The 19,784-nt window shown below is 31.8% G+C and carries 15 protein-coding genes; 9 read left to right on the top strand and 6 right to left on the bottom strand.

Annotation, left to right across the window (positions count from 1 at the left end; translation table 11 throughout):
- Positions 1-54 precede the first annotated feature (54 nt).
- Together ROY99_14695 and ROY99_14690 are read right to left on the bottom strand one after the other, a co-directional pair.
- A complete protein-coding gene (locus ROY99_14695) occupies positions 55-2,007 on the bottom strand; it encodes a DUF2723 domain-containing protein (protein MDT3697630.1) in 1,953 nt (650 codons plus the stop codon).
- A 3-nt stretch (positions 2,008-2,010) separates the two neighbouring features.
- Positions 2,011-4,776 carry a hypothetical protein gene (locus ROY99_14690; protein MDT3697629.1) on the bottom strand — a complete coding sequence of 922 codons (2,766 nt, stop codon included), beginning with the start codon at positions 4,774-4,776 and terminating at the stop codon, positions 2,011-2,013.
- 85 nt (positions 4,777-4,861) lie between these two features.
- Between ROY99_14690 and blaOXA the strand changes: the two genes are divergently transcribed.
- The 5 genes from blaOXA to ROY99_14665 all read left to right on the top strand — a co-directional run bounded on the left by blaOXA (position 4,862) and on the right by ROY99_14665 (position 12,279).
- Complete coding sequence (gene blaOXA, locus ROY99_14685; protein MDT3697628.1) at positions 4,862-5,650, top strand: class D beta-lactamase; 789 nt, start codon at positions 4,862-4,864, stop codon at positions 5,648-5,650.
- Between the two features lie 114 nt (positions 5,651-5,764).
- A complete protein-coding gene (gene secA, locus ROY99_14680) occupies positions 5,765-8,803 on the top strand; it encodes a preprotein translocase subunit SecA (GenBank protein MDT3697627.1) in 3,039 nt (1,012 codons plus the stop codon).
- A 15-nt stretch (positions 8,804-8,818) separates the two neighbouring features.
- Complete coding sequence (locus tag ROY99_14675; GenBank protein MDT3697626.1) at positions 8,819-9,157, top strand: P-II family nitrogen regulator; 339 nt, start codon at positions 8,819-8,821, stop codon at positions 9,155-9,157.
- A 45-nt stretch (positions 9,158-9,202) separates the two neighbouring features.
- Complete coding sequence (locus ROY99_14670; protein MDT3697625.1) at positions 9,203-11,599, top strand: tetratricopeptide repeat protein; 2,397 nt, start codon at positions 9,203-9,205, stop codon at positions 11,597-11,599.
- A 23-nt stretch (positions 11,600-11,622) separates the two neighbouring features.
- Positions 11,623-12,279, top strand: coding sequence for an ATP-binding protein (locus ROY99_14665; GenBank protein MDT3697624.1), 657 nt, complete (start codon positions 11,623-11,625; stop codon positions 12,277-12,279).
- Positions 12,280-12,318: 39 nt separating this feature from the next.
- On the opposite strand, the gene ROY99_14660 is transcribed toward ROY99_14665, so the two are convergent.
- The gene (locus ROY99_14660; protein MDT3697623.1) at positions 12,319-12,861 is read right to left on the bottom strand and encodes a hypothetical protein; all 543 of its coding nucleotides are present in this window, start codon (positions 12,859-12,861) and stop codon (positions 12,319-12,321) included.
- 141 nt (positions 12,862-13,002) lie between these two features.
- Positions 13,003-14,007: a hypothetical protein gene (locus tag ROY99_14655; protein ID MDT3697622.1), complete on the bottom strand. Its 1,005-nt coding sequence runs from the start codon at positions 14,005-14,007 to the stop codon at positions 13,003-13,005.
- Between the two features lie 133 nt (positions 14,008-14,140).
- Here ROY99_14655 and ROY99_14650 point away from each other — a divergent pair, with 133 nt between their 5' ends.
- Complete coding sequence (locus ROY99_14650) at positions 14,141-17,005, top strand: LamG-like jellyroll fold domain-containing protein (GenBank protein MDT3697621.1); 2,865 nt, start codon at positions 14,141-14,143, stop codon at positions 17,003-17,005.
- 61 nt (positions 17,006-17,066) lie between these two features.
- Here the strand turns inward: ROY99_14650 and ROY99_14645 are convergent, their stop codons facing one another.
- The gene (locus ROY99_14645; GenBank protein ID MDT3697620.1) at positions 17,067-17,204 is read right to left on the bottom strand and encodes a hypothetical protein; all 138 of its coding nucleotides are present in this window, start codon (positions 17,202-17,204) and stop codon (positions 17,067-17,069) included.
- A gap of 196 nt (positions 17,205-17,400) precedes the next feature.
- Here ROY99_14645 and ROY99_14640 point away from each other — a divergent pair, with 196 nt between their 5' ends.
- Both ROY99_14640 and ROY99_14635 read left to right on the top strand, forming a co-directional pair.
- A complete protein-coding gene (locus tag ROY99_14640; protein ID MDT3697619.1) occupies positions 17,401-17,649 on the top strand; it encodes a hypothetical protein in 249 nt (82 codons plus the stop codon).
- Between the two features lie 2 nt (positions 17,650-17,651).
- Positions 17,652-17,876: a type II toxin-antitoxin system HicA family toxin gene (locus ROY99_14635; GenBank protein MDT3697618.1), complete on the top strand. Its 225-nt coding sequence runs from the start codon at positions 17,652-17,654 to the stop codon at positions 17,874-17,876.
- A 29-nt stretch (positions 17,877-17,905) separates the two neighbouring features.
- On the opposite strand, the gene ROY99_14630 is transcribed toward ROY99_14635, so the two are convergent.
- Positions 17,906-18,109: a hypothetical protein gene (locus tag ROY99_14630; GenBank protein ID MDT3697617.1), complete on the bottom strand. Its 204-nt coding sequence runs from the start codon at positions 18,107-18,109 to the stop codon at positions 17,906-17,908.
- A 224-nt stretch (positions 18,110-18,333) separates the two neighbouring features.
- Between ROY99_14630 and ROY99_14625 the strand changes: the two genes are divergently transcribed.
- Positions 18,334-19,770 carry a T9SS type A sorting domain-containing protein gene (locus tag ROY99_14625; GenBank protein MDT3697616.1) on the top strand — a complete coding sequence of 479 codons (1,437 nt, stop codon included), beginning with the start codon at positions 18,334-18,336 and terminating at the stop codon, positions 19,768-19,770.
- Positions 19,771-19,784 lie beyond the last annotated feature (14 nt).

Raw genomic sequence — 19,784 nt, 5'->3', positions numbered from 1 at the left:
AAATTTAATTTTGTCGATCAAGGATTGCTTTAAGAATAACTTATAATCAACTGCTTACTTCTCTGATTTTCCTGCTAAGCCTGATAACTGAGGCGGAAGAACAATATCGGGAAAATCATCTTTAACTTTCTTTACATAAATTTTTGCCCGATCAATTTTCTGATATTGTAATTCATATAGTGCTCTTCGCATCAGCATCGAAGAAATAAATCCCTTTAACGATTTTTGATATTTATTGTCTTCATTGTTAAATCTTATTTTATAATCCGGAAGAGGTGCTTCCACATAATCACTACTATCAACAACCTTGAACAAAAATAGGTGTGGCACTAATGTATATCCTTCGGGTAATTGAAACTCACCTCTTTTCATTTCTCCTTCTACAAGTTCCAATGCTATAAAATAATTATGCTTCTTTATATTAGTTGATACAAGTCCGGTCATAATTTTTCTAAATATGGTTTCCAGGAGATTTGCATTAAAATTTTCTTCGCGTTCAAATGGTTTTAATGCGTTAAGAAATTGCTCAATATCCTTGTTAACTCCACTTAGTAATCCGGGATAACTGGTATTTAACTGTTTATAGTACCAGGAGCGGCGTAATAACTCTTTATCAATTATTATTACATCGTCCCTGAACTTTTCTACAATTTGAAAATAATATGAAGCTGATATAAAATAATCCCACTGATAACTGAATATAATTGAGCTGTCAGGTACACTGTTTAATAAAATTTTAGTATAATCTTCATAAGCATAATTATCATTTTGATTTACTGAATCATAATTAGAGTATGTTTGAAAAGATAGAATAAGAATTAATCCGATAACCGATATTGATAGATTAATTTTTTTGTCGGTTGTGAATAACAGAAAATATGCCGCACCAAATACTGCGAAAAATGCAAGTGAGATATATCCAAGAAGAAAGTATGAGTCAATATCATTTATATCGTAATTAATAGAAAGCAAAACAGTTGTAAGAAAAATTATAATGTTAAAAACAAAAAACTTTTTTGCCTTAATAAATGAAACAAATAATCCTAGTACGATAATTAGGAGCGTGATTGAAAATTCAGACGTAAGATTATTTATAAAATATTTAAATTGTTTTGATGCAGCTTCAGTTGATGAAAAAAGCCATACCTGATACTGCTTGCCTGAAATGTGTCTGAGTATTCGTTCCCAGTCAATTGGATTACCCCAATTAAGCAATGGGCTTTGCGAAGCTCTGATCGGTAAATATAAATAAATCAGAATCAGAACAGGGAAGAAGAACATTAGCATATATCCAATTTGCTTTATACTTCTTGAAGTGAATTTGTTCTGTATAAAATAAAAAAATGCAGCAGCAGGAATTATCCACAATGTAGTCATGTGATTTGTAAATCCAAATGCTAATGCAACAGCAAATATCATCCAGTATTTGTCAAGTACTTTCTCTTGTTTTGCAAGCAGAAATGCTTTTAATAATGTTAAAATGATAATTGACATTATAAGCAGATGCAGACTGTAAACTTCAACCGAAGTACTTTGAAACCAAAATGTTTTACTGAATGCAAGAAATAATCCTCCAGCGATAGACGAAATAATTTTTATCGGTTCTGAAAACTGAAACCCGGAAACAACTGGTTTATCAACCTCCTTTTTACTTTTATTCTTCTTACTGGTTTTTTCTTTCCTTACTTTGAGAAACTGAAAATGATTGATATTATCCAAAATAAGTTTCGCTGTAATTGAGAAAATTATAACTGCTATTGAGCAATAAATCGCAGCCAGAAGATTCATCTGAAAAATTTTTGTAAAAGGTAAAGGCAGCAATGAAAATATATATCCAAGCATAGTAAAAAGAGGATAACCTGTTGGGTGTGCTATACCAAGTGTGATTTGAACCGTAGCAAGCTCACCAGGATCAATTTCGATTACTGAAGGTGCAATTGTGTTTAAGTAAATTATAAAGGCAATTGAACCTGTTAATATGTAATAGTATTTCTGAAGGTACTTCATAATTTATTTATTAAATAATATTTGAAAATAGTTTTTATTTGAATGAATTACTTCGTCTAATCTTTTCATATACTCATCTAATGTTTTGAATCCTAATGAATAAGATAGTTTATTTTGTTTTATTTTATCGGCGGGAATTTTTGATGATTTAGTATTAAAGATAATCTGATTAAAAATTTCTGTTTGCTTAAGAAAATCAAAATTCCTTTTTAACTTAACTAACATATCTGTTTCAGTAGCAGTATTATTATAGCTATCAGAGAACATTATTTCGGGCTTTGTTAAATTCAGATAACCGTTAACAAAATCAATATCATACAATCCGCCAGTACTTTTTTTAATATCAAATAAACTATCACTTATCGGCAGAAGTTTTTTTCTCATCTCTAATAATTCTGATTTTAAATTATTTTTATTTTTTGTTTTCACAGCTTCAGAATAAAATGAAAATAAAATATTGAAAAGATCCTTATTCCCGCTGAGGAATCTGCATTTAGTAAAAGAAAGGAGCTCCCATATTCTTGCCCGTGATAAAAAATATTTGCCGTATTCATTAACATCCCAGACAAGCTGACTGCTTTTCCCTTCAGGTCTTAGTCTGCAGTCAATATCAAGTCCCTGAAGATTGTTTTTTATTATATCAAACAGTTTCTGAAAGTCACTTTGAACCGATGGAAATCTGCTAATATCATTTACAATAAATATTAAATCAATATCTGAAGCAAACGACATCTGCTCATCACCGAAACTACCCATTGCAAGAACAAAAAAGTTTTTTTTCCAGATTTTATCAGCACAGTTATTAATAATTATAGCTGATATTCTATTTGTCAGATAATCTGAATAAAGTTTCGGAAACATATCCGGTCTTAAAAGCGATGCAGTTAACTGAACAGAGCTTCGGAAAAGAAATTGCTTTAAAGATAATGAAGAAATATCAATATTAGTTAACGGAATTAAACTATCACGTGAAAGATATTCATCTCTTAAAAGTTTATCTTCGGCAAAAAGATCAATGGATTTTTGAGAGCGATCACAAAGCAGAAGTGTCAGATCAAAAAATTTATCATTCTGAAATTCATCGTACCATATTTGCGGAAATTTAGCTGACTTTATAATTCTGACCAGATTCTCTAACACAATATTCGGCTGAATTGAATCAGTGAGATATTTAATTAGTTTTGGTTCAATCTTTTCAAAAGATAATATTGTTCTTGAATCAAATAATTTTTTTTCAAGTAGCCCCTTACCGGTTCTTAAATATTCAAAATTACTGCCGGCACGTTTTTTATCGTAAAAATCAATTGCATCAAAATTATTTTTAATTTCAATCACAGCACTATGTGCAAAGATACTTTGATAAACAGAATAAACCTTTTCTTTTGAATCTGAAATAATTCTTTTGAATTCAGAGAGATCTTTACATCCGATAAAATGAGCAAGTTTTTCTGCTGTATCACCGGAATCCGGAATTTCGTGCGTTTGCTGATCATTCATTAACTGCAGATAGTGTTCTGCTCTGCGATATAGAATGTATGAATCAGTAAATACTTTGGTTTCATAATCAGATAAAATATTTTTCTTACTTAAAAGCTTAATTGCGTTTAGTGTATTACCGGTTCTTAATGAAAAATCTTTCCCTCCGTTAAGCAGCTGCAATGCCTGAACTGAGAATTCGATATTCCGTAAACCTCCTTGAGAGAGTTTAATGTTTGCGTCGGCTGCATTTTTTCTTTCGATGCTTAATTTAAGTTTTTTAATTTGTTCAATTGGTGAAACATTAAAACTTACAGGATAAATAAACTTTGAAAGATAATTGAAGAACTTATTATAAAGGAATTTACTTCCGCAGAGAAAATTGGTTTTTATCAGCATCTGTCTTTCCCAATCTTCTCCGCGCATTTCATAATACTTTAAATATTCAAGATAACTGCCGCATAACGGAGCGTTGCGCCCATCAGGTCTTAATCGAAAATCAACGCGATATAAAAATCCTGCACTTGTTTTTTCAACAGCTGTATTTATGAATAAATGTATTATTTCAGTTAAGAGCTGGCTGAAATATATCTTTTTGTTGATTAAATAATTTCTATCATAGAATGCTACAAGATCAATATCTGAACTATAGTTTAATTCATTGCCTCCAAGTTTACCCAATGAAAAAACAACAAATCTGTTTTTAACATTTGTTAAATTATTTTTTAGTAAGATTTCAGAATAACAGATTTCGAATAATTTGGAAGAAATAACCTCAGCTAATTCTGAGAGTTGTCTGGTTGTTTCAGAAACATCCTGATTAAAAAAAATATCCCTTAACCCAATCCTTAAAATTTCTTTTCTTTTAAAGTTTCTTAATGTGTTTACTTTGGATTCAAATGATTTATATGTTGAGACAGACTTATCCAGAACTTCTGTAAAATATTTCTTATTAATTATTTGCTGTGAAACAGAAGGATTAATAATCCAGTGAAAATATTCTGGATTACGGACAAGAATATCTGTCAGGTAATTGCTGTTGTTGGAAATTGATATTAATATTTCAAAATGATGCGGGTATTTTAGACATTCATTAACAAAAAAAGCAAAATCAAATTGACTTGAAATAATACGAAGTAAATTTGATTCCGAAGACCTTGTGAAATAGTGTTTTGTAATTTCATTTTCAATTGAAGAAAAGAAATCCTCAAGCATATTTTGAGAAATTCTGCCGGCAGCTTTCTCTATTATTTTTCTTATAAAATCTTCAGAAAGATTTCTGAGTCTTAACATTAAAATATTGTTTTTTTATAAATGGAATCTAATATTAAACAACAATTATTTAAAAATATTATTCAGCATTAAAAGAGTTATAAAAATGAAGTTCTTACTGATATTTTTCATCTTACCCTATTTTAATATTTTACCACAAAGTATTGAAGAACGGGCTGACTTAAAAAAATATTTCGATGAATATGGACATGACGGATGTTTTGTTCTTTTTGACCTAAATAAAGATGAATTTATCAAATACAATTCTAAAAGATGTAAAGAACAGTTTATTCCAGCTTCAACATTTAAAATATTCAACTCTTTGGCTGCTTTAGAGGCAGGTGCAGTTAAAGATGAAAATGAAATTATTAAATGGGATAGTGTTAAAAGAACCTATGAAAATTGGAATCAGGATTTAGATATGAAAAGAGCATTTAAATTTTCTGCCGTTTGGTTTTATCAGGAATTAGCAAGAAGAATCGGCGAAGAAAGGATGAAACAATACATTAAAATAAACAATTATGGCAATGAAGATATCTCAGGTGAGATAGACCGTTTTTGGCTTGATGGAGGAATAAGAATTTCTGCCGATGACCAAATTGAATTTCTTAAAAAGATCTATAATAATGAAGTTAAGTTTTCTCAAAGAAGTATCAATATTCTGAAGAGAATTATGATATATGAACAAAATGACAATTATATTTTACGGGCTAAGACCGGATGGGGGGTGCAAAATGATAAAAATATCGGCTGGTTTGTCGGCTATATCGAAACTAACAACAACACTTATTTTTTTGCTGCTAATGTCGAGTCTGTAGAACCCGAAGCTGGTTTTATTTCCAGAATAAATATCACATACAATATCTTAAAATACTTGAATATTATTAAGCAATAAATTTTCAATATGTATTTCTACAGAGATACTTAGTCCAATAATTCTTAAATTGCATATCATAATAGCTATCTTTAATTTTTCAATCGTAATTATGAATGGAGAAATTTATACACAATGTTGAAGATTATTAAAAAGATTTTTGGTGATAAGTACGAAAAAGACTTGAAACTGCTCTGGCCAATTGTAACTGAGATTAATGAACATTATGAGAGCTTCAAAAATCTTACTGATGATGAACTAAGAAATAAAACAATAGAGTTTAAAGAAAAAATTCAGACTTATACCGAAGAAACCAGAAATCAGATTAATGAGCTAAGAGCTAAACTTCAATCTGATGAGGACTTTGACCGTAATACAGCCTATGATGAACTTGATGATCTGGAAGAAAAACTTAATGAACAATATGAAGAAATTCTGGATCAGATTTTACCCGAAGCTTTTGCTGTTGTAAAATCTACTTGTGCAAGATTAGTTGGCAAAAGCTGGACAGCTGCAGGTAACAAAATAAACTGGGAAATGATTCCTTATGATGTTCAGTTAATAGGAGGAATTGTTTTACATCAGGGTAAAATTGCTGAAATGGCAACTGGTGAAGGTAAAACTCTTGTAGCAACTTTACCGCTTTATTTAAATTCACTTACCGGACGAGGTGTTCATCTTGTTACTGTAAACGATTATCTTGCTAAAAGAGACAGCGAATGGATGGGGGAAATTTTCAGGTTCCACAATTTAACTGTTGGGGTGATTCTTAACACGATGGATTCATCTCAGCGCCAGCAAATGTATGCCTGCGATATTACTTATGGAACAAACAATGAGTTTGGATTTGATTACCTGCGCGATAATATGTCTGTTGATTTATCTCAGCAAGTTCAGCGCAAACATAATTATGCGATAGTTGATGAAGTTGATTCTGTTTTGATTGATGAAGCTAGAACACCGCTTATAATATCAGGGCCTGTTGACCGCGATGATCATCAATTTAATGATATGAAGCCAAGGATTGAAAGATTATTCAGACTTCAGAAAAATCTTGTTGCAACCCTTGTTCAGCAGGCAGAAGATATGCTGACTAAAGGGAACGAAAATGATACTGAAGCAGGAGTGTTATTATTCCGCTCTTACCGTGGTTTACCCAAAAATAACAAGCTGACTAAAGTTCTATCTGAACCATCCAACAAAAAATTGATGCAGCAAACTGAGCTGGATTACCTGCGGGAAAAGGGTAAAAATATGCACATCATTGATGATGAATTATATTTTGTTATTGATGAAAAAGGAAATCAGATTGATATTACAGAAAAGGGAAGAGAAGAACTTGCAAAAGGAAGCGGAATGGAGAAAGAGTATTTTGTCCTTCCTGATTTAGGTTATGAAATTAGCAAATTTGAAAATGATGATACTCTTACTTTGGAAGAAAAATTAAAACGGAAGGATGCTTTATATAAAAAATTTTCGGAAGCAAGCGATAGAATCCATACAATCAATCAATTACTGAAGGCTTATACTCTTTTTGAAAAAGATGTTGAGTATGTTGTTACTGAGGAAGGTAAAATTGCAATTGTTGATGAGTTTACCGGTCGTATTCTTCCGGGAAGAAGATATAGCGATGGTTTACATCAGGCTATTGAAGCAAAAGAAAATGTTAAAGTTGAAAAAGATTCCCAGACACTTGCTACGATTACATTGCAAAATTATTTTAGAATGTATAACAAACTTGCCGGTATGACCGGTACAGCAGAAACTGAAGAAGGTGAATTTTACGAAATCTATAAACTTGAAGTAGTTGTTATTCCAACTAACAAACCGATAACCAGGGAAGACCAGGATGATGCTGTTTATAAAACAAAACGAGAAAAGTATAATGCAATTATCGAGCAGATTGAAGAGCTGAGAAAAGAAGGAAGACCGGTTCTTGTAGGAACAACATCTGTAGAAGTATCTGAAACATTGAGCAGAATGCTGAAGAGAAAGGGAGTCCCTCACAATGTTCTTAATGCAAAACAGCATCAGCGCGAAGCAGAAGTAGTGGCACACGCTGGAGAAATTGGTGCAGTTACTATTGCTACAAATATGGCAGGCAGAGGTACCGATATTAAACTTGGTGCCGGAGTAAAAGATAAAAGCGGATTATATATTCTTGGTACAGAAAGACATGAGTCCAGAAGAATTGACAGACAGTTAAGAGGACGATCCGGAAGACAGGGTGATCCCGGAACATCGAAATTTTATCTTTCGCTTGAAGATGATTTAATGAGATTATTCGGAAGTGATAGAATTTCTTCAGTTATGGAAAGAATAGGAATAAAGGAAGGTGAAGTTATTCAGCATCCTATGATAAGCAAATCAGTTGAGCGTGCACAGAAAAAAGTTGAAGAAAATAATTTTGCCATTAGAAAGCGTTTGCTTGAGTATGATAATACAATGAATTCACAGCGTGAAGTTATTTACAGCAGAAGACAAAAAGCTTTACAAGGTGATAGACTGAAAAGCGAAATTCTTAACCAGATGGAAGAATTAGTTGATGAAATTATTGAAAAGAATTTTGATGATGTTAATATAATAGGTATAAAAGAGCAGTTATTGCAGTATCTGCTTGTTGATATCAAACTTGAACCTGAAGAATTTGAACATCTTGGAAAAGATGGTCTTAAAGATAAAATTGTTCAATCTGCAATTGATTTTTACAAACGTAAAGAAGAAATGCTTGGCTCTGACCTGATGGCCAGATTGGAAAGATACGCTGTTCTAAGTGTTATTGATCAAAAGTGGAAAGAACATCTCAGAGAAATGGATGATCTTAAAGAAGGCATTGGTTTAAGAGCTTATGGTCAAAAAGATCCGCTTGTTGAATATAAAGCTGAAGCATTTAAATTGTTTGTAGATCTTTTAAGTCAGATAAGAAATGAATCAGTTTCATTTTCATTTAAATTTTTTCCACAGGCAACCGAAGAAGTTCAAAGAAGAAGAACTGCACCTGTTAGAATGATGGAAAGTAAACAAAGCACAGAAAATATCGGACTTTCCGGAAGACAACCACACACTAATCCTGAAGGAAAAGTACAAACAGTAAGAGTTGAACAGAGAGTAGGCAGAAATGATCCTTGCCCTTGTGGCAGCGGTAAAAAATATAAACATTGCCATGGCAAATAAAATCAGGAGTGTCTGATGAAAAAAATTGAGGCAATTATTCGTCCCTTTAAACTTGATGAAGTTAAAGAAGCTCTTGTTGAAGAAGGAATACGCGGGCTTACTATCTCGGAAGTAAGAGGATACGGCAGGCAAAAAGGACATACTGAAACTTACAGGGGAAGTGAATATCAGATTGAATTTATACCTAAAATTAAAATTGAAGTTGTAGTAGATGACACACTTCTTGAGAAAGCTGTTGATGCAATAGTTCGATCGGCAAAAACAGGGCAGGTCGGTGACGGTAAAATCTTTATTTCAGATGTTCAGGATGTAATTAGGATCAGAACAGAGGAATCCGGACCACAGGCTTTGTAGAAAAAAATACCTTTTTCTTTATTTCAAGGTTTGATAGTTTCAAATATGAGTTTAAGAAACAAATCTTTTAAATATTTTCTTGTATTAATACCGCTGATGCTTTTTAACAGATGTTCTGTCTGGGAAAATTTTACTACCTATTTCAATCTGTATTATAATACTTCAACACTGTTTGAAGAAGCAGAAAAAGAAATATTTTCACAAAAGCGGGATTTATTTTCTACCGAACCTCTTATTGTTCCAGCTACTACAAAAGCATCTCTTATTAAAGTTATTGAAAAAAGCTCTAAACTTCTTCAATTTTATTCCAACTCTACTTATGTTAATGAAGCTTTATTGATGCTCGGCAAGTCATTCTATTATCAGGGAAATTACTTAAAGTCAAAAAAGAAATTTGAAGAATTTCTTACTGCTGAAAAGAATGATGAAGAGGAGATAGTAGAAGCGAATCTTTGGCTTGCCAAATGTGCCTTTGAACTCAGGGATTTTAATAATGCACTTAGACTTTTAGAAGAAGTCAGAAGCAAAGCTGTTGAAGAAGGATATGAAGAGATTATAAAAGATAGTTATGTTCAAGAAATTAAGTACCGGATAAAAGAAAACGATCTTACAACTGCTATTAAACTTGCTAATGAATTTGCAGAAGTTTATGATGATGATGTTGTGCGTGCTCGGATTTATTACGAACTGGGCAATATGTATTCTAAACAGAATGACAAAGGAAATGCATTACTTGCTTATGAAAAGGTTTTTGAAAATGAACCGGATTTTGATTTGGAAATTGCTGCAACAATAAAATATGCAAATTCATTAAGGGATAATAATCAACCTGATAAAGCATTAAAGGTATTTGAGGATATACGGAGAAAAGATAAATTTCGCGAATCTTACGGCGAGATCGATTTTCAAATTGGCAAAACATTAGTTGAAATTGGCGATTATAACCGGGCTTATGATCAATTTAAAATTGTAGATACAACTTATAAAAACACTGCATTTGCTTCAGCTTCCAATTTTGAGATCGCTGAGCTATTCAGAACAAGATTTATGAATTACGATAGTGCAGGATATTTTTATACCAAAGCTGCAACAGCTACATTGCCTGAAGATTACAAAGAAAAAGCAAAAAACAACAATCAGCTTTTTATTAAATATGCTAATCTTAGAAAAGATATCAATCGCTTAAGCAAGCAGTTGTACTACTCACAAAATCCAACAGTGTTTACAAAGGACTCTTCGGATTATGTTGCCGATTCACTGAAACTTCTGACCGAGTTCCTTGAGCGAAAAGAAATGCAGGAAATCTGGGGTGGTGTTGATACTTTGTTAAATCCTAAAAACCCAAAGTTAAAAGATTCAACATTTATTAAGGACTCCATTTTTGTTCGTGATAGTCTGATTAAAATTGACAGTCTTATTCAGATCGGACTTTTTAATCCACAGGATTCAATTGGTTTAAGACAAAAGCTGATTGACTCACTCAAAACACAACGCTTAAAGGAATTACAAGATCCTAAAAACCCGAATAGTATATTTAAAAACAGTAAAGTAAGTCTTGATAGTGTCAAATTTAAAAGAAATCCGCCGCAAAAACTTAAGATCAGTATTGATTCAGCCAATACAGTGCTTGCAAAAAACAATCTTGAACTTGGAAATCTGTTTTTAACTGAATTAAATGCTCAGGATTCTGCCCTTGCACTTTACGATAACATTTTGGATAAATATCCCTCACCCGTTTATTATCCAAATACACTTTATGCTCTTGGGAGTTATTATCTGACTGTAAATAATAAAAGTAAAGCTGATAGTTTGTTTGAAATTATCTATGATAATTATAAGGATAGAACAATTGTTAATGCTGCAGCAAATAAACTAAACAAACCACTTATTAATCTTGGATTTGATCCTGCTAAAGATGAGTATGCTTCTGCGGAGGATTTAATGCTTGAAGGTAATTACTCTCAATCAATAATTAAATTTTATAATATTTATAATAAATTTCCAAAATCACCAATAGCTCCTCAAGCACTTTATACAACAGGATGGATACTTGAAAATGATCTCTTCATGCTGGATTCTGCTGCGGTTATTTATGATACTTTAATAGCTAAGTATCCTTCAAGTCAGTATGTGAAGATAGTATCAAAAAAAGTTACTGTATATAAACAGGAAAAAACAAAACAAGAGCAAATGTTAAAAGACAGTCTTGCTGCATTAAACAATAAGCATCTTACAGATAGTACATTAGTTGCCGAGAATGAAATTAAACAAGATGAAGAAAAAGGAACAGATGAAGCTCTTATTGTCGATAATGAGCAGATAAAGAAACATAAGAACGGCGAAAAAGAACCAATAGAATTTGTTAATCACAATGATAAATTCAAGCCGCCGATTAAGAGAAAACTTGAACCGCTTTGGGATCCGCGAAAACATTTTAATTAGTGTTAATCTCATTTTTATGTAATATGAAATACAGAGAACTTCTGGATTTGATTGAAGAAGGGGAGAATATTCAATGTGAATTCAAAAGAGAATTTTCAACTCCTGAAAAAATTGCCCGCGGAATGATAGCTTTTGCAAATACAAAAGGCGGTTTTATGCTGTTTGGTGTGGACGATGATAAAAAAATTGTTGGTGTTGATAGTGAAAAAGAAACTGCCGAATTAGTGCTTACTGCTGCAAAAAACCTTTGTGAACCTGCCGTAGATGTTACAATTGATTATAAGGAAGTTAATGGAAAAGAAATTGTTATCGTAAGCATTCCAGAGTCTGATACTAAACCTCACAGATTGCAGGATTACAAGCCAGAACTCGATATCAATACAGCAATAGTTACAATAAGAGTTAATGATAAGAGTGTTCTTGCAAGTAAAGAGATGATCCGGATATTTCGTGCACAAACAAATCAGGCTGCACTAAAGAAATATGTTCTTGGTCCTATTGAAAAAAATGTTTTCGAATACATTAATAAAACTGAAAAAATTTCGGTAAAAGAGTTAAGTAATCTGGTTAACATTTCTGAAAGAAGAGCTTCAAGAACTTTAGTTAAGATGGTCAGAGCAAATTTATTAATGATACACACAAAAGATAATGGCGAAGAGTTTTTTACTGCTGCGGTGTAATAACATAGGGCAAAGAGCTAAGTGTGAAGAATTTATTAATTAAATAAATCTTATTTCGATTTTTTCAGCCTCAATTACTTTATCAATTTTTAGCGGCTCTGAATTATCATCAAAATGGTAGATAATATTGTTTGGTTCAATTACAATATCAAAATTCTTTACAACATCATCCTTTGTAGAAAACACAAATACTTTTGTTAAATCGCCATAGTTCAAAACTTTTATTAAATATTCTTTATCGTTATCAACAAAAGTTTTTGTTGTCATCTTTGGCTTTAGTTCCTTTGAATCGGCAGCAAACTTGTTTCCATTTTGTTTTATCTCAGGAGCTTTTAATTGATATAGATAGATTATGTTTGGTAAGCTATAAGCTGGAATCTTTTCTGCTATTTTCTTTTTAAGTGATTCATCAGGTTTATTTACCGATTCTATCTTAAGCATGCTATAAAATTCTAAAGCTTCTGCAAATGAATTATCATTCTCAATAATTTGCTTTATTTCATCAGAAATCTGGTTATTAAAAAACACATAATTAAACAGATCCTGTTCAGTTATTAAAATATTTTCTTTTTTCTTGTTCATTGTAAATCTTCAATACTACAAATTTATATTATTTCGGAAAATTGTTTGGCAACTTTGTGTTCTTTGTGATTTATATTCTGGTGTTCTTTGTGGTTTACTTTACCACTAGGAACACAAAGGATTTCCCCAAAATCACTAAGTTCATTCTAATTCTTCAGCTATTTCTTTTTTTAAGATTTTATACAAATACTCAAAAGTGTTCTGGTACTTATTTTTATATTCATCAAAACTAAGATTTGTCATTTGTTCCATCAAATATTTATGCAGCCCGACATTTATTCCTCCATCCTGCATATCAACAACAATTTTATCTATTGCTTTTTTAATTAGTTCACCATCACTTTTTTCTATTTTGTTTTTCTCAATATAGCTTTCCTGAAGTTTACTAAAAGTATTCTTTACAGCTTTCTCTACAATTGAATTTATCTCAGTTACATTTTCCGTAATACTGTCTTTATAAATGTACGATGATGCATTCACCTGTTTTAACTTAATGACAAGAGCATTTAATGGAATAGCAGGTATTTTGTCTGTTTCTGTTTTTATAAATTCAAATATTTTTGAAACAACATTCTGTTTACTGTTAAATACAATAATTGGTAATTCGTCAATAAAATTATGATCAGGTAAGTTTTTTACTCCAACATTGCAATCTCCATTACTCCATTTTCCATTACTCGATTTATTTTCAACTATATAAGTTGTTCCAAGTATTTGTTTTTTGGCGTAACCGTTTTTCTCAATTAAGTAATTTATCGAATCCAGGATTTTAGAAAAGAAAGGATCGGAATCACGGAGTAAATTTGAAACATATTTCTCAGTACTTTTTGCAACAATCCTGTTAAGAAAAAATAATGCTTGTTCTTCACTTTCAATTTTTGGATTCCAATTATTAAAAGCCTTAATAAGTTTTATAAATAATTCATTTTCATCTCTTTCAAACATAGGAGCAATTGCATCAATCGCAAGTTCTTTAATCGTTACATCTTCAGCTAATAAAACTTTGTTTAAATTTTTATATCTGTATTTAAGATAAGTGCAGGCGTAATTGTGTGATAACTCAATGATATAATTTATTTCAGATCGAGTAGCTTTTCCAAAACAAATGCTGTTAAGAGTATTAAATATCGAATTATCACTTTTCATACACCACAAAGCTATAAAAAAGATTTTTGAAAAAAAGATTGTTTGGGTTTTCCGAAAACAAAAATGTTTAAGGTATAGAAAGACATAGCTTAAACGTATTATTTACTCATAAATTCCTTTTTTGAGGTACACAATGGTTAAACTATTTACTGTTTTAATTTTTGCAATATTTTTTACAAATATCATAATTGCTCAATCCACTCAAGGTTTAGTTGCATATTATCCGTTTAATGGTAATGCCAATGATTATAGTGGTAATGGGAATAATCCGACAGCCATATACGGTGTAACTTATGTTGCTGGTCAATTAGATACCGCCGCTAAATTCACATCAATGAGTTATTTAAACGTACCTGATAATAATTCTTTCGATTTTTCAAATGCAACAGGCGTAACTTTGGCAACATGGATTAGACAAGAACAGAATACTACAGGAATAATATTATTAAAGATTGGTGAGGGTGGCTACCTGGATGATGAATATAGTTTGCAAATAAACGCGAATGGGAGTTTAAGCGGATCCTTTAATGGACCAGAGTATCAACAAAAAACAATTATAACTAATACTACTTTAAACTTAAACACTTGGAATCACATTGTATTTATCTGGAATAAAGCGGATAGTAAAGTAACTTTTTATATTAATGGTGTTTTCGATACAACAACGACCTCAAACATAACCTCAATTCAGAATACTAGTACACCAATTAGAATTGGAAAACCATTAATTTCATATTTGAATTCCTTTACTGGCTCAATAGATGATACTAGGATTTACAACCGTGCATTAAGTGAAACGGAAATTCTCGAGTTGTATCACGAAGGTGGATGGAGCGGTAGAGAATTAAATACGATCATAATTACAAACGGTTTTACGGGAGAGGGGCTGATTCCTATAAATCCAATAGTTGAAACTAAATGGAAACACCTCCGATGGCAGTTTGCAATGGCTGATGCTGTTTCAGATAACAGAGATATTTATTTAATCAGAAAAGGAAATGTTTATCCCATTGAAGCAACTTTCTCACAATTTGCTGCCATATATAGTAATAGTACAATAGATTACCTTATAGACAATTATGTGGTCTCGAGAGCTATTAATCCAGATAAAGATAATGTTTTTATTTTTGATTGGACGTTAGAGTCGGCAATAAATGTACACGGTTTCGCAGAAGCTGCAGGAGATGTTCTTGCTGCCACACTCGTAAATTTAGCAAATGATTATTCATTTCTTTTAAAGCATTTACATTTTATTGGTCATAGCAGAGGCTGTGTGGTTAATAGTGAAGCTATTCAAAGACTTATATATTGGGCAGCTAATGGAATCTTACCAAGCGAAGTAAATCTTGATCCCGAAATTCATATGACAACCTTAGACCCACATCCTGCAGGTCATTGGCGTGGTTTTTTAGTCCCTATGGATGATGACCGTGTAAATTCATTCAATATAGGAGTTGCTGGATGGAAAAGTGGTAGCTACCTGACTAAATACATCGATAATTATTTTGAAACACATTTTCATCTATGGCAGAACCCGTTTAAGGGTTTAGATTATTTCCCAGGGCTCAATACAACTTCGCCAAGTAAGACTGACCTAACAACAAAATTACCAATTGATGATGCTCATGGCCTTGTGCATACTTGGTATTTTGGAACCATAAATACAATAGCCAATGAAGATGAATTTGGCGAGGGACCAAATATTCCAAGAACTGAATGGTATAATTCTAACTTAGGTACAACTGAGGGTTTTTTTCGTTCAAGAAATCGGCTTGGAAATTTGAGTGATATATATTCTCTTACAGAGAATTTGAAAGATGTAACTGAAGATACTAAGCTTTCAAATACTTCTTCGATATTTAATGGAAATTTTTCAAAATCTTTTTATTCAAAAGAACCAGGATGGAGCTATCAAGGAGGTGAGACTCCTCAGGTAACTTTGATAGGGGGAAACATTTCAGCTATCCTTACTAAATCTTCACCTGTACTGATACATAACTTTCTCTATTTTCCAGATGATGTAGAATATATCTGGTTCAGGACACGTACTATTTTTCCAACAAGTGATGTCATAGTTAAAGTATATATATCGGATCAGTTCATTACCAGTTTTCAATTAAACAGTCCTGATCTTAATTTTGTTTGGAAAAAGTTCGCCATACCTTCTGCTTTGAAGGGACGTACAAATACAATTAAATTTGAACTTGAAAATTCAGTCCCATTATCCACTCAAGTATTATTAGATGATATTGGATTCTATGCTATGAGAGAGATTATAAGTAGTGTTGCTTGTCCTGTAGATTTTCATATTTATGATAATTTGGGAAACCACACAGGACCTATTAATGATTCAACTTATGTAGAAGAAATTCCCGGCAGTCAATATTATGTTTATGAAGATAGTACTGGAGAAAAAATAAAAACTGTTTATCTTGAACCATTAGATGGAACGAACGAATATACATTTGTAATTGAATCACAAGACACAACAAGTTATTTCAGTTATGTTATTGAAGATTATTCGGATACTTCCAGAGGAACGATTACTTTTGAATATGACAGTATAGCAATTGAACCAAATACAGTCGCAACTTGCACACTAAACACTAATGTTCAAACACCCACACTTGAAGTTGATATTGATGGTGATGGAACTCCTGATACAACTTATGCTCCTAATGTTATTACTGGAATCGAAGATGATCAAAGAAATAATAATATTATCTCTATACCGAAAGAATATAGTCTTTCACAAAATTTCCCAAATCCTTTTAACCCAAGTACGAAAATAAGCTGGCAGTCTCCTGTCTCTGGTCAGCAAACACTTAAAGTTTATGATGTTTTGGGAAATGAAATTGCAACACTTGTTAATGAGTATAGAAATGCAGGAAAATATGAAATTGAGTTCGATGGAAAGAACCTCGCTTCTGGAATTTATTTCTATCAAATAAAAGCTGGAGAATTTATTGATACCAAGAAGATGCTTCTTTTAAAATAAAAAAATCTGTATTCACAAAAACCTACGAGGTTTTCTTAAACCTCGTAGGTTTGGCATTACCTCATTCCAACTCTTCTCTCTTAACCCAATTCCCATTTTGCCAATAAAGAATATTATTTTTAACAATCTCTTTATATTCTTCAGTATCTGTGTAAGGCGGTTTTAATACTCCGTGAGCAACAAGTGTATCTCTTTGCACCCTATAACTACTTATGATTACAATATCAACGTCTTTAAAATTGTAATCAATCCGGAAACTAATTGTTGCATCAGAATGATTATTTTTCTTTGCAAATGCAAAAGAAATTTAAAGAATCCAATACAAATATTGAATAAAAGTGTGTGTCATCACCTAAAAAATTCATTATATTTGCAAAAAATATCGGATGATTTAAATGAAAGATAATACGATTCTCGTATCGGTAGAAGTTGAAAAAAGCGAAGACGGATACTTAGCAAAGGTTCCCGGTATTCAGGGTGCATTTGCCGAAGGCGATACAATTGAAGAAGCCATTTTTAACTGTATAGATGTTGCAAAAATGATTTTTGAATACCGTAAAAGCAGAAATGAAAATCTTGGTTTCAATGAAATTTCACTGACAAAAAATTCTCGTCTCGCATTTAGTATGCCCGTTGGAATCTGAAATTGGCTAAACTCCGCGAATTAAACTACAAAGAATTAACCACTCGCCTGAAGAAATTTGGATTTGTTTATTACCGTTCGGGGAAAGGTTCACACGAATTGTGGGTGAGAAACTCAGATGGTAAAGCTGTTCCTGTACCACATTATAGAGGTAAAAATATCAGGAAAGGAACCGTGAGAGCCATCATAAGAGAAATTGAGGTATCGGTAGAAGAATTTTTTGGTTAGAAAAGTTAATCTTATAATATTTAATTAAATCAGTTCCTCTCATTTCTAAGCTTCTTTTGAATTACAAGCGGACTCTTTTTTAGCTTTAGTTTTCCCGAATACCTGGAAGTTATCAACAGTTTTTCTTTTCCACCAATTGCAGTTAAAAGCTCTTTAATTTTTTCTTTTCCGGTTTTCTTTTTAATAACCGTAACCACATCATTTTCCCCTCTTTTTCTAATAAAAATTCTCAATTATTACAGGAATGGGCAAATAAGCCAGCCTATCAGACTTTTTTATCAATCTGTCAATTGGCTGAGTGTACTGAAGGATGAAAATAAATGCACGATTTGAAGATTTTTAAATATTTCTAAAAGAAACTTAAAAAATTTTTTATTTGTTTTCCGAGCCTAAACTTTTTTCAATTATTTATTCTTAGTAGTTAATAGGATTTACTCAAAATTAAAAAGGTGATATAATGAAAAAATTATTCTTACTTTTGTTTATTTTTATCTCAATTATTTATTCACAACCAAGTTTCAATAATAAACTTGTAGCAGATTGGGAAGGTAATTGGTGGAGTGGAAATGTGAATATGGGCTCTTGGTTTCCTAGTTTTGAAGATCTAGCTACATTTAGCATTGATGATTATTCTTGGGGAGAAATCCGATCTATTTATCAAATTTCACTAGGAACATCAATTGATATTGAGGCACAAATTATAAATAGTTCGGGTGGTGTTAACTATGATGCTGCATTTTTTGGGATAGGAGATGGCTGGGCTAATTACGAAGGCAACAACTACGGTATAGTTTTTAGAAATGGCATTGTTAATTACTTTGAAGATAATGGTAATCAAAATATGACATTTAAAGATACTATAGGAACTTATGTAAGTGGAGAAATGATAAATTTTACACTAACGTTTAATAATGATGGAACTTTAACTGTGCAAGGAAACAACTTTTCTGGTACATTTACGCCTACTACTGTCATTCAGAATGCAAAATGGATTATAGCATCAAAAGATAGTAGACAAAGTCAAGGTTTTTACCTTAAATCTATTGATGGAATACAAATTATAACTACAGCAGATTGGGAAGGTAATTGGTGGAGTGGAAATGTGAATATGGGCTCTTGGTTTCCTAGTTTTGAAGATCTAGCTACATTTAGCATTGATGATTATTCTTGGGGAGAAATCCGATCTATTTATCAAATTTCACTAGGAACATCAATTGATATTGAGGCACAAATTATAAATAGTTCGGGTGGTGTTAACTATGATGCTGCATTTTTTGGGATAGGAGATGGCTGGGCTAATTACGAAGGCAACAACTACGGTATAGTTTTTAGAAATGGCATTGTTAATTACTTTGAAGATAATGGTAATCAAAATATGACATTTAAAGATACTATAGGAACTTATGTAAGTGGAGAAATGATAAATTTTACACTAACGTTTAATAATGATGGAACTTTAACTGTGCAAGGAAACAACTTTTCTGGTACATTTACGCCTACTACTGTCATTCAGAATGCAAAATGGATTATAGCATCAAAAGATAGTAGACAAAGTCAAGGTTTTTACCTTAAATCTATTGATGGAATACAAATTACTACAATCGCAAATGAAATCGGTGATTTAACTATCAAGAATTATTCATTATCTCAGAATTATCCTAACCCATTTAACCCAATAACCAAAATAAAATATGCAGTCCCACAACTCACAAAAGTACAGATAAGTGTATTTGATTTTCTAGGAAGAGAGGTTGTTACCTTAGTTAATCAAGATCAATCGACCGGCAATTATACGATCGACTTTGATGCAAGCTATCTTTCAAGCGGAATTTACTTCTACCAATTAAAAGCTGGAGGTTTTATAGAAACAAAGAAGATGCTGCTTTTAAAATAACAATTAATATTCTT

Origin of the sequence: Ignavibacterium sp., from assembly GCA_032027145.1 — a bacterium.
In the GTDB taxonomy this organism is placed as follows: Bacteria; Bacteroidota; Ignavibacteria; order Ignavibacteriales; family Ignavibacteriaceae; genus IGN3.
This window is presented reverse-complemented; position numbering and strand designations above follow the sequence as displayed.

Bases quoted from the DNA above. Each gene is read 5' to 3' on its own strand.
- ROY99_14695 (MDT3697630.1), bottom strand. From the start codon at position 2,007: ATGAAGTACCTTCAGAAATACTATTACATATTAACAGGTTCAATTGCC.
- ROY99_14690 (MDT3697629.1), bottom strand. From the start codon at position 4,776: ATGTTAAGACTCAGAAATCTTTCTGAAGATTTTATAAGAAAAATAATA.
- blaOXA (MDT3697628.1), top strand. From the start codon at position 4,862: ATGAAGTTCTTACTGATATTTTTCATCTTACCCTATTTTAATATTTTA.
- secA (MDT3697627.1), top strand. From the start codon at position 5,765: ATGTTGAAGATTATTAAAAAGATTTTTGGTGATAAGTACGAAAAAGAC.
- ROY99_14675 (MDT3697626.1), top strand. From the start codon at position 8,819: ATGAAAAAAATTGAGGCAATTATTCGTCCCTTTAAACTTGATGAAGTT.
- ROY99_14670 (MDT3697625.1), top strand. From the start codon at position 9,203: ATGAGTTTAAGAAACAAATCTTTTAAATATTTTCTTGTATTAATACCG.
- ROY99_14665 (MDT3697624.1), top strand. From the start codon at position 11,623: ATGAAATACAGAGAACTTCTGGATTTGATTGAAGAAGGGGAGAATATT.
- ROY99_14660 (MDT3697623.1), bottom strand. From the start codon at position 12,861: ATGAACAAGAAAAAAGAAAATATTTTAATAACTGAACAGGATCTGTTT.
- ROY99_14655 (MDT3697622.1), bottom strand. From the start codon at position 14,007: ATGAAAAGTGATAATTCGATATTTAATACTCTTAACAGCATTTGTTTT.
- ROY99_14650 (MDT3697621.1), top strand. From the start codon at position 14,141: ATGGTTAAACTATTTACTGTTTTAATTTTTGCAATATTTTTTACAAAT.
- ROY99_14640 (MDT3697619.1), top strand. From the start codon at position 17,401: ATGAAAGATAATACGATTCTCGTATCGGTAGAAGTTGAAAAAAGCGAA.
- ROY99_14625 (MDT3697616.1), top strand. From the start codon at position 18,334: ATGAAAAAATTATTCTTACTTTTGTTTATTTTTATCTCAATTATTTAT.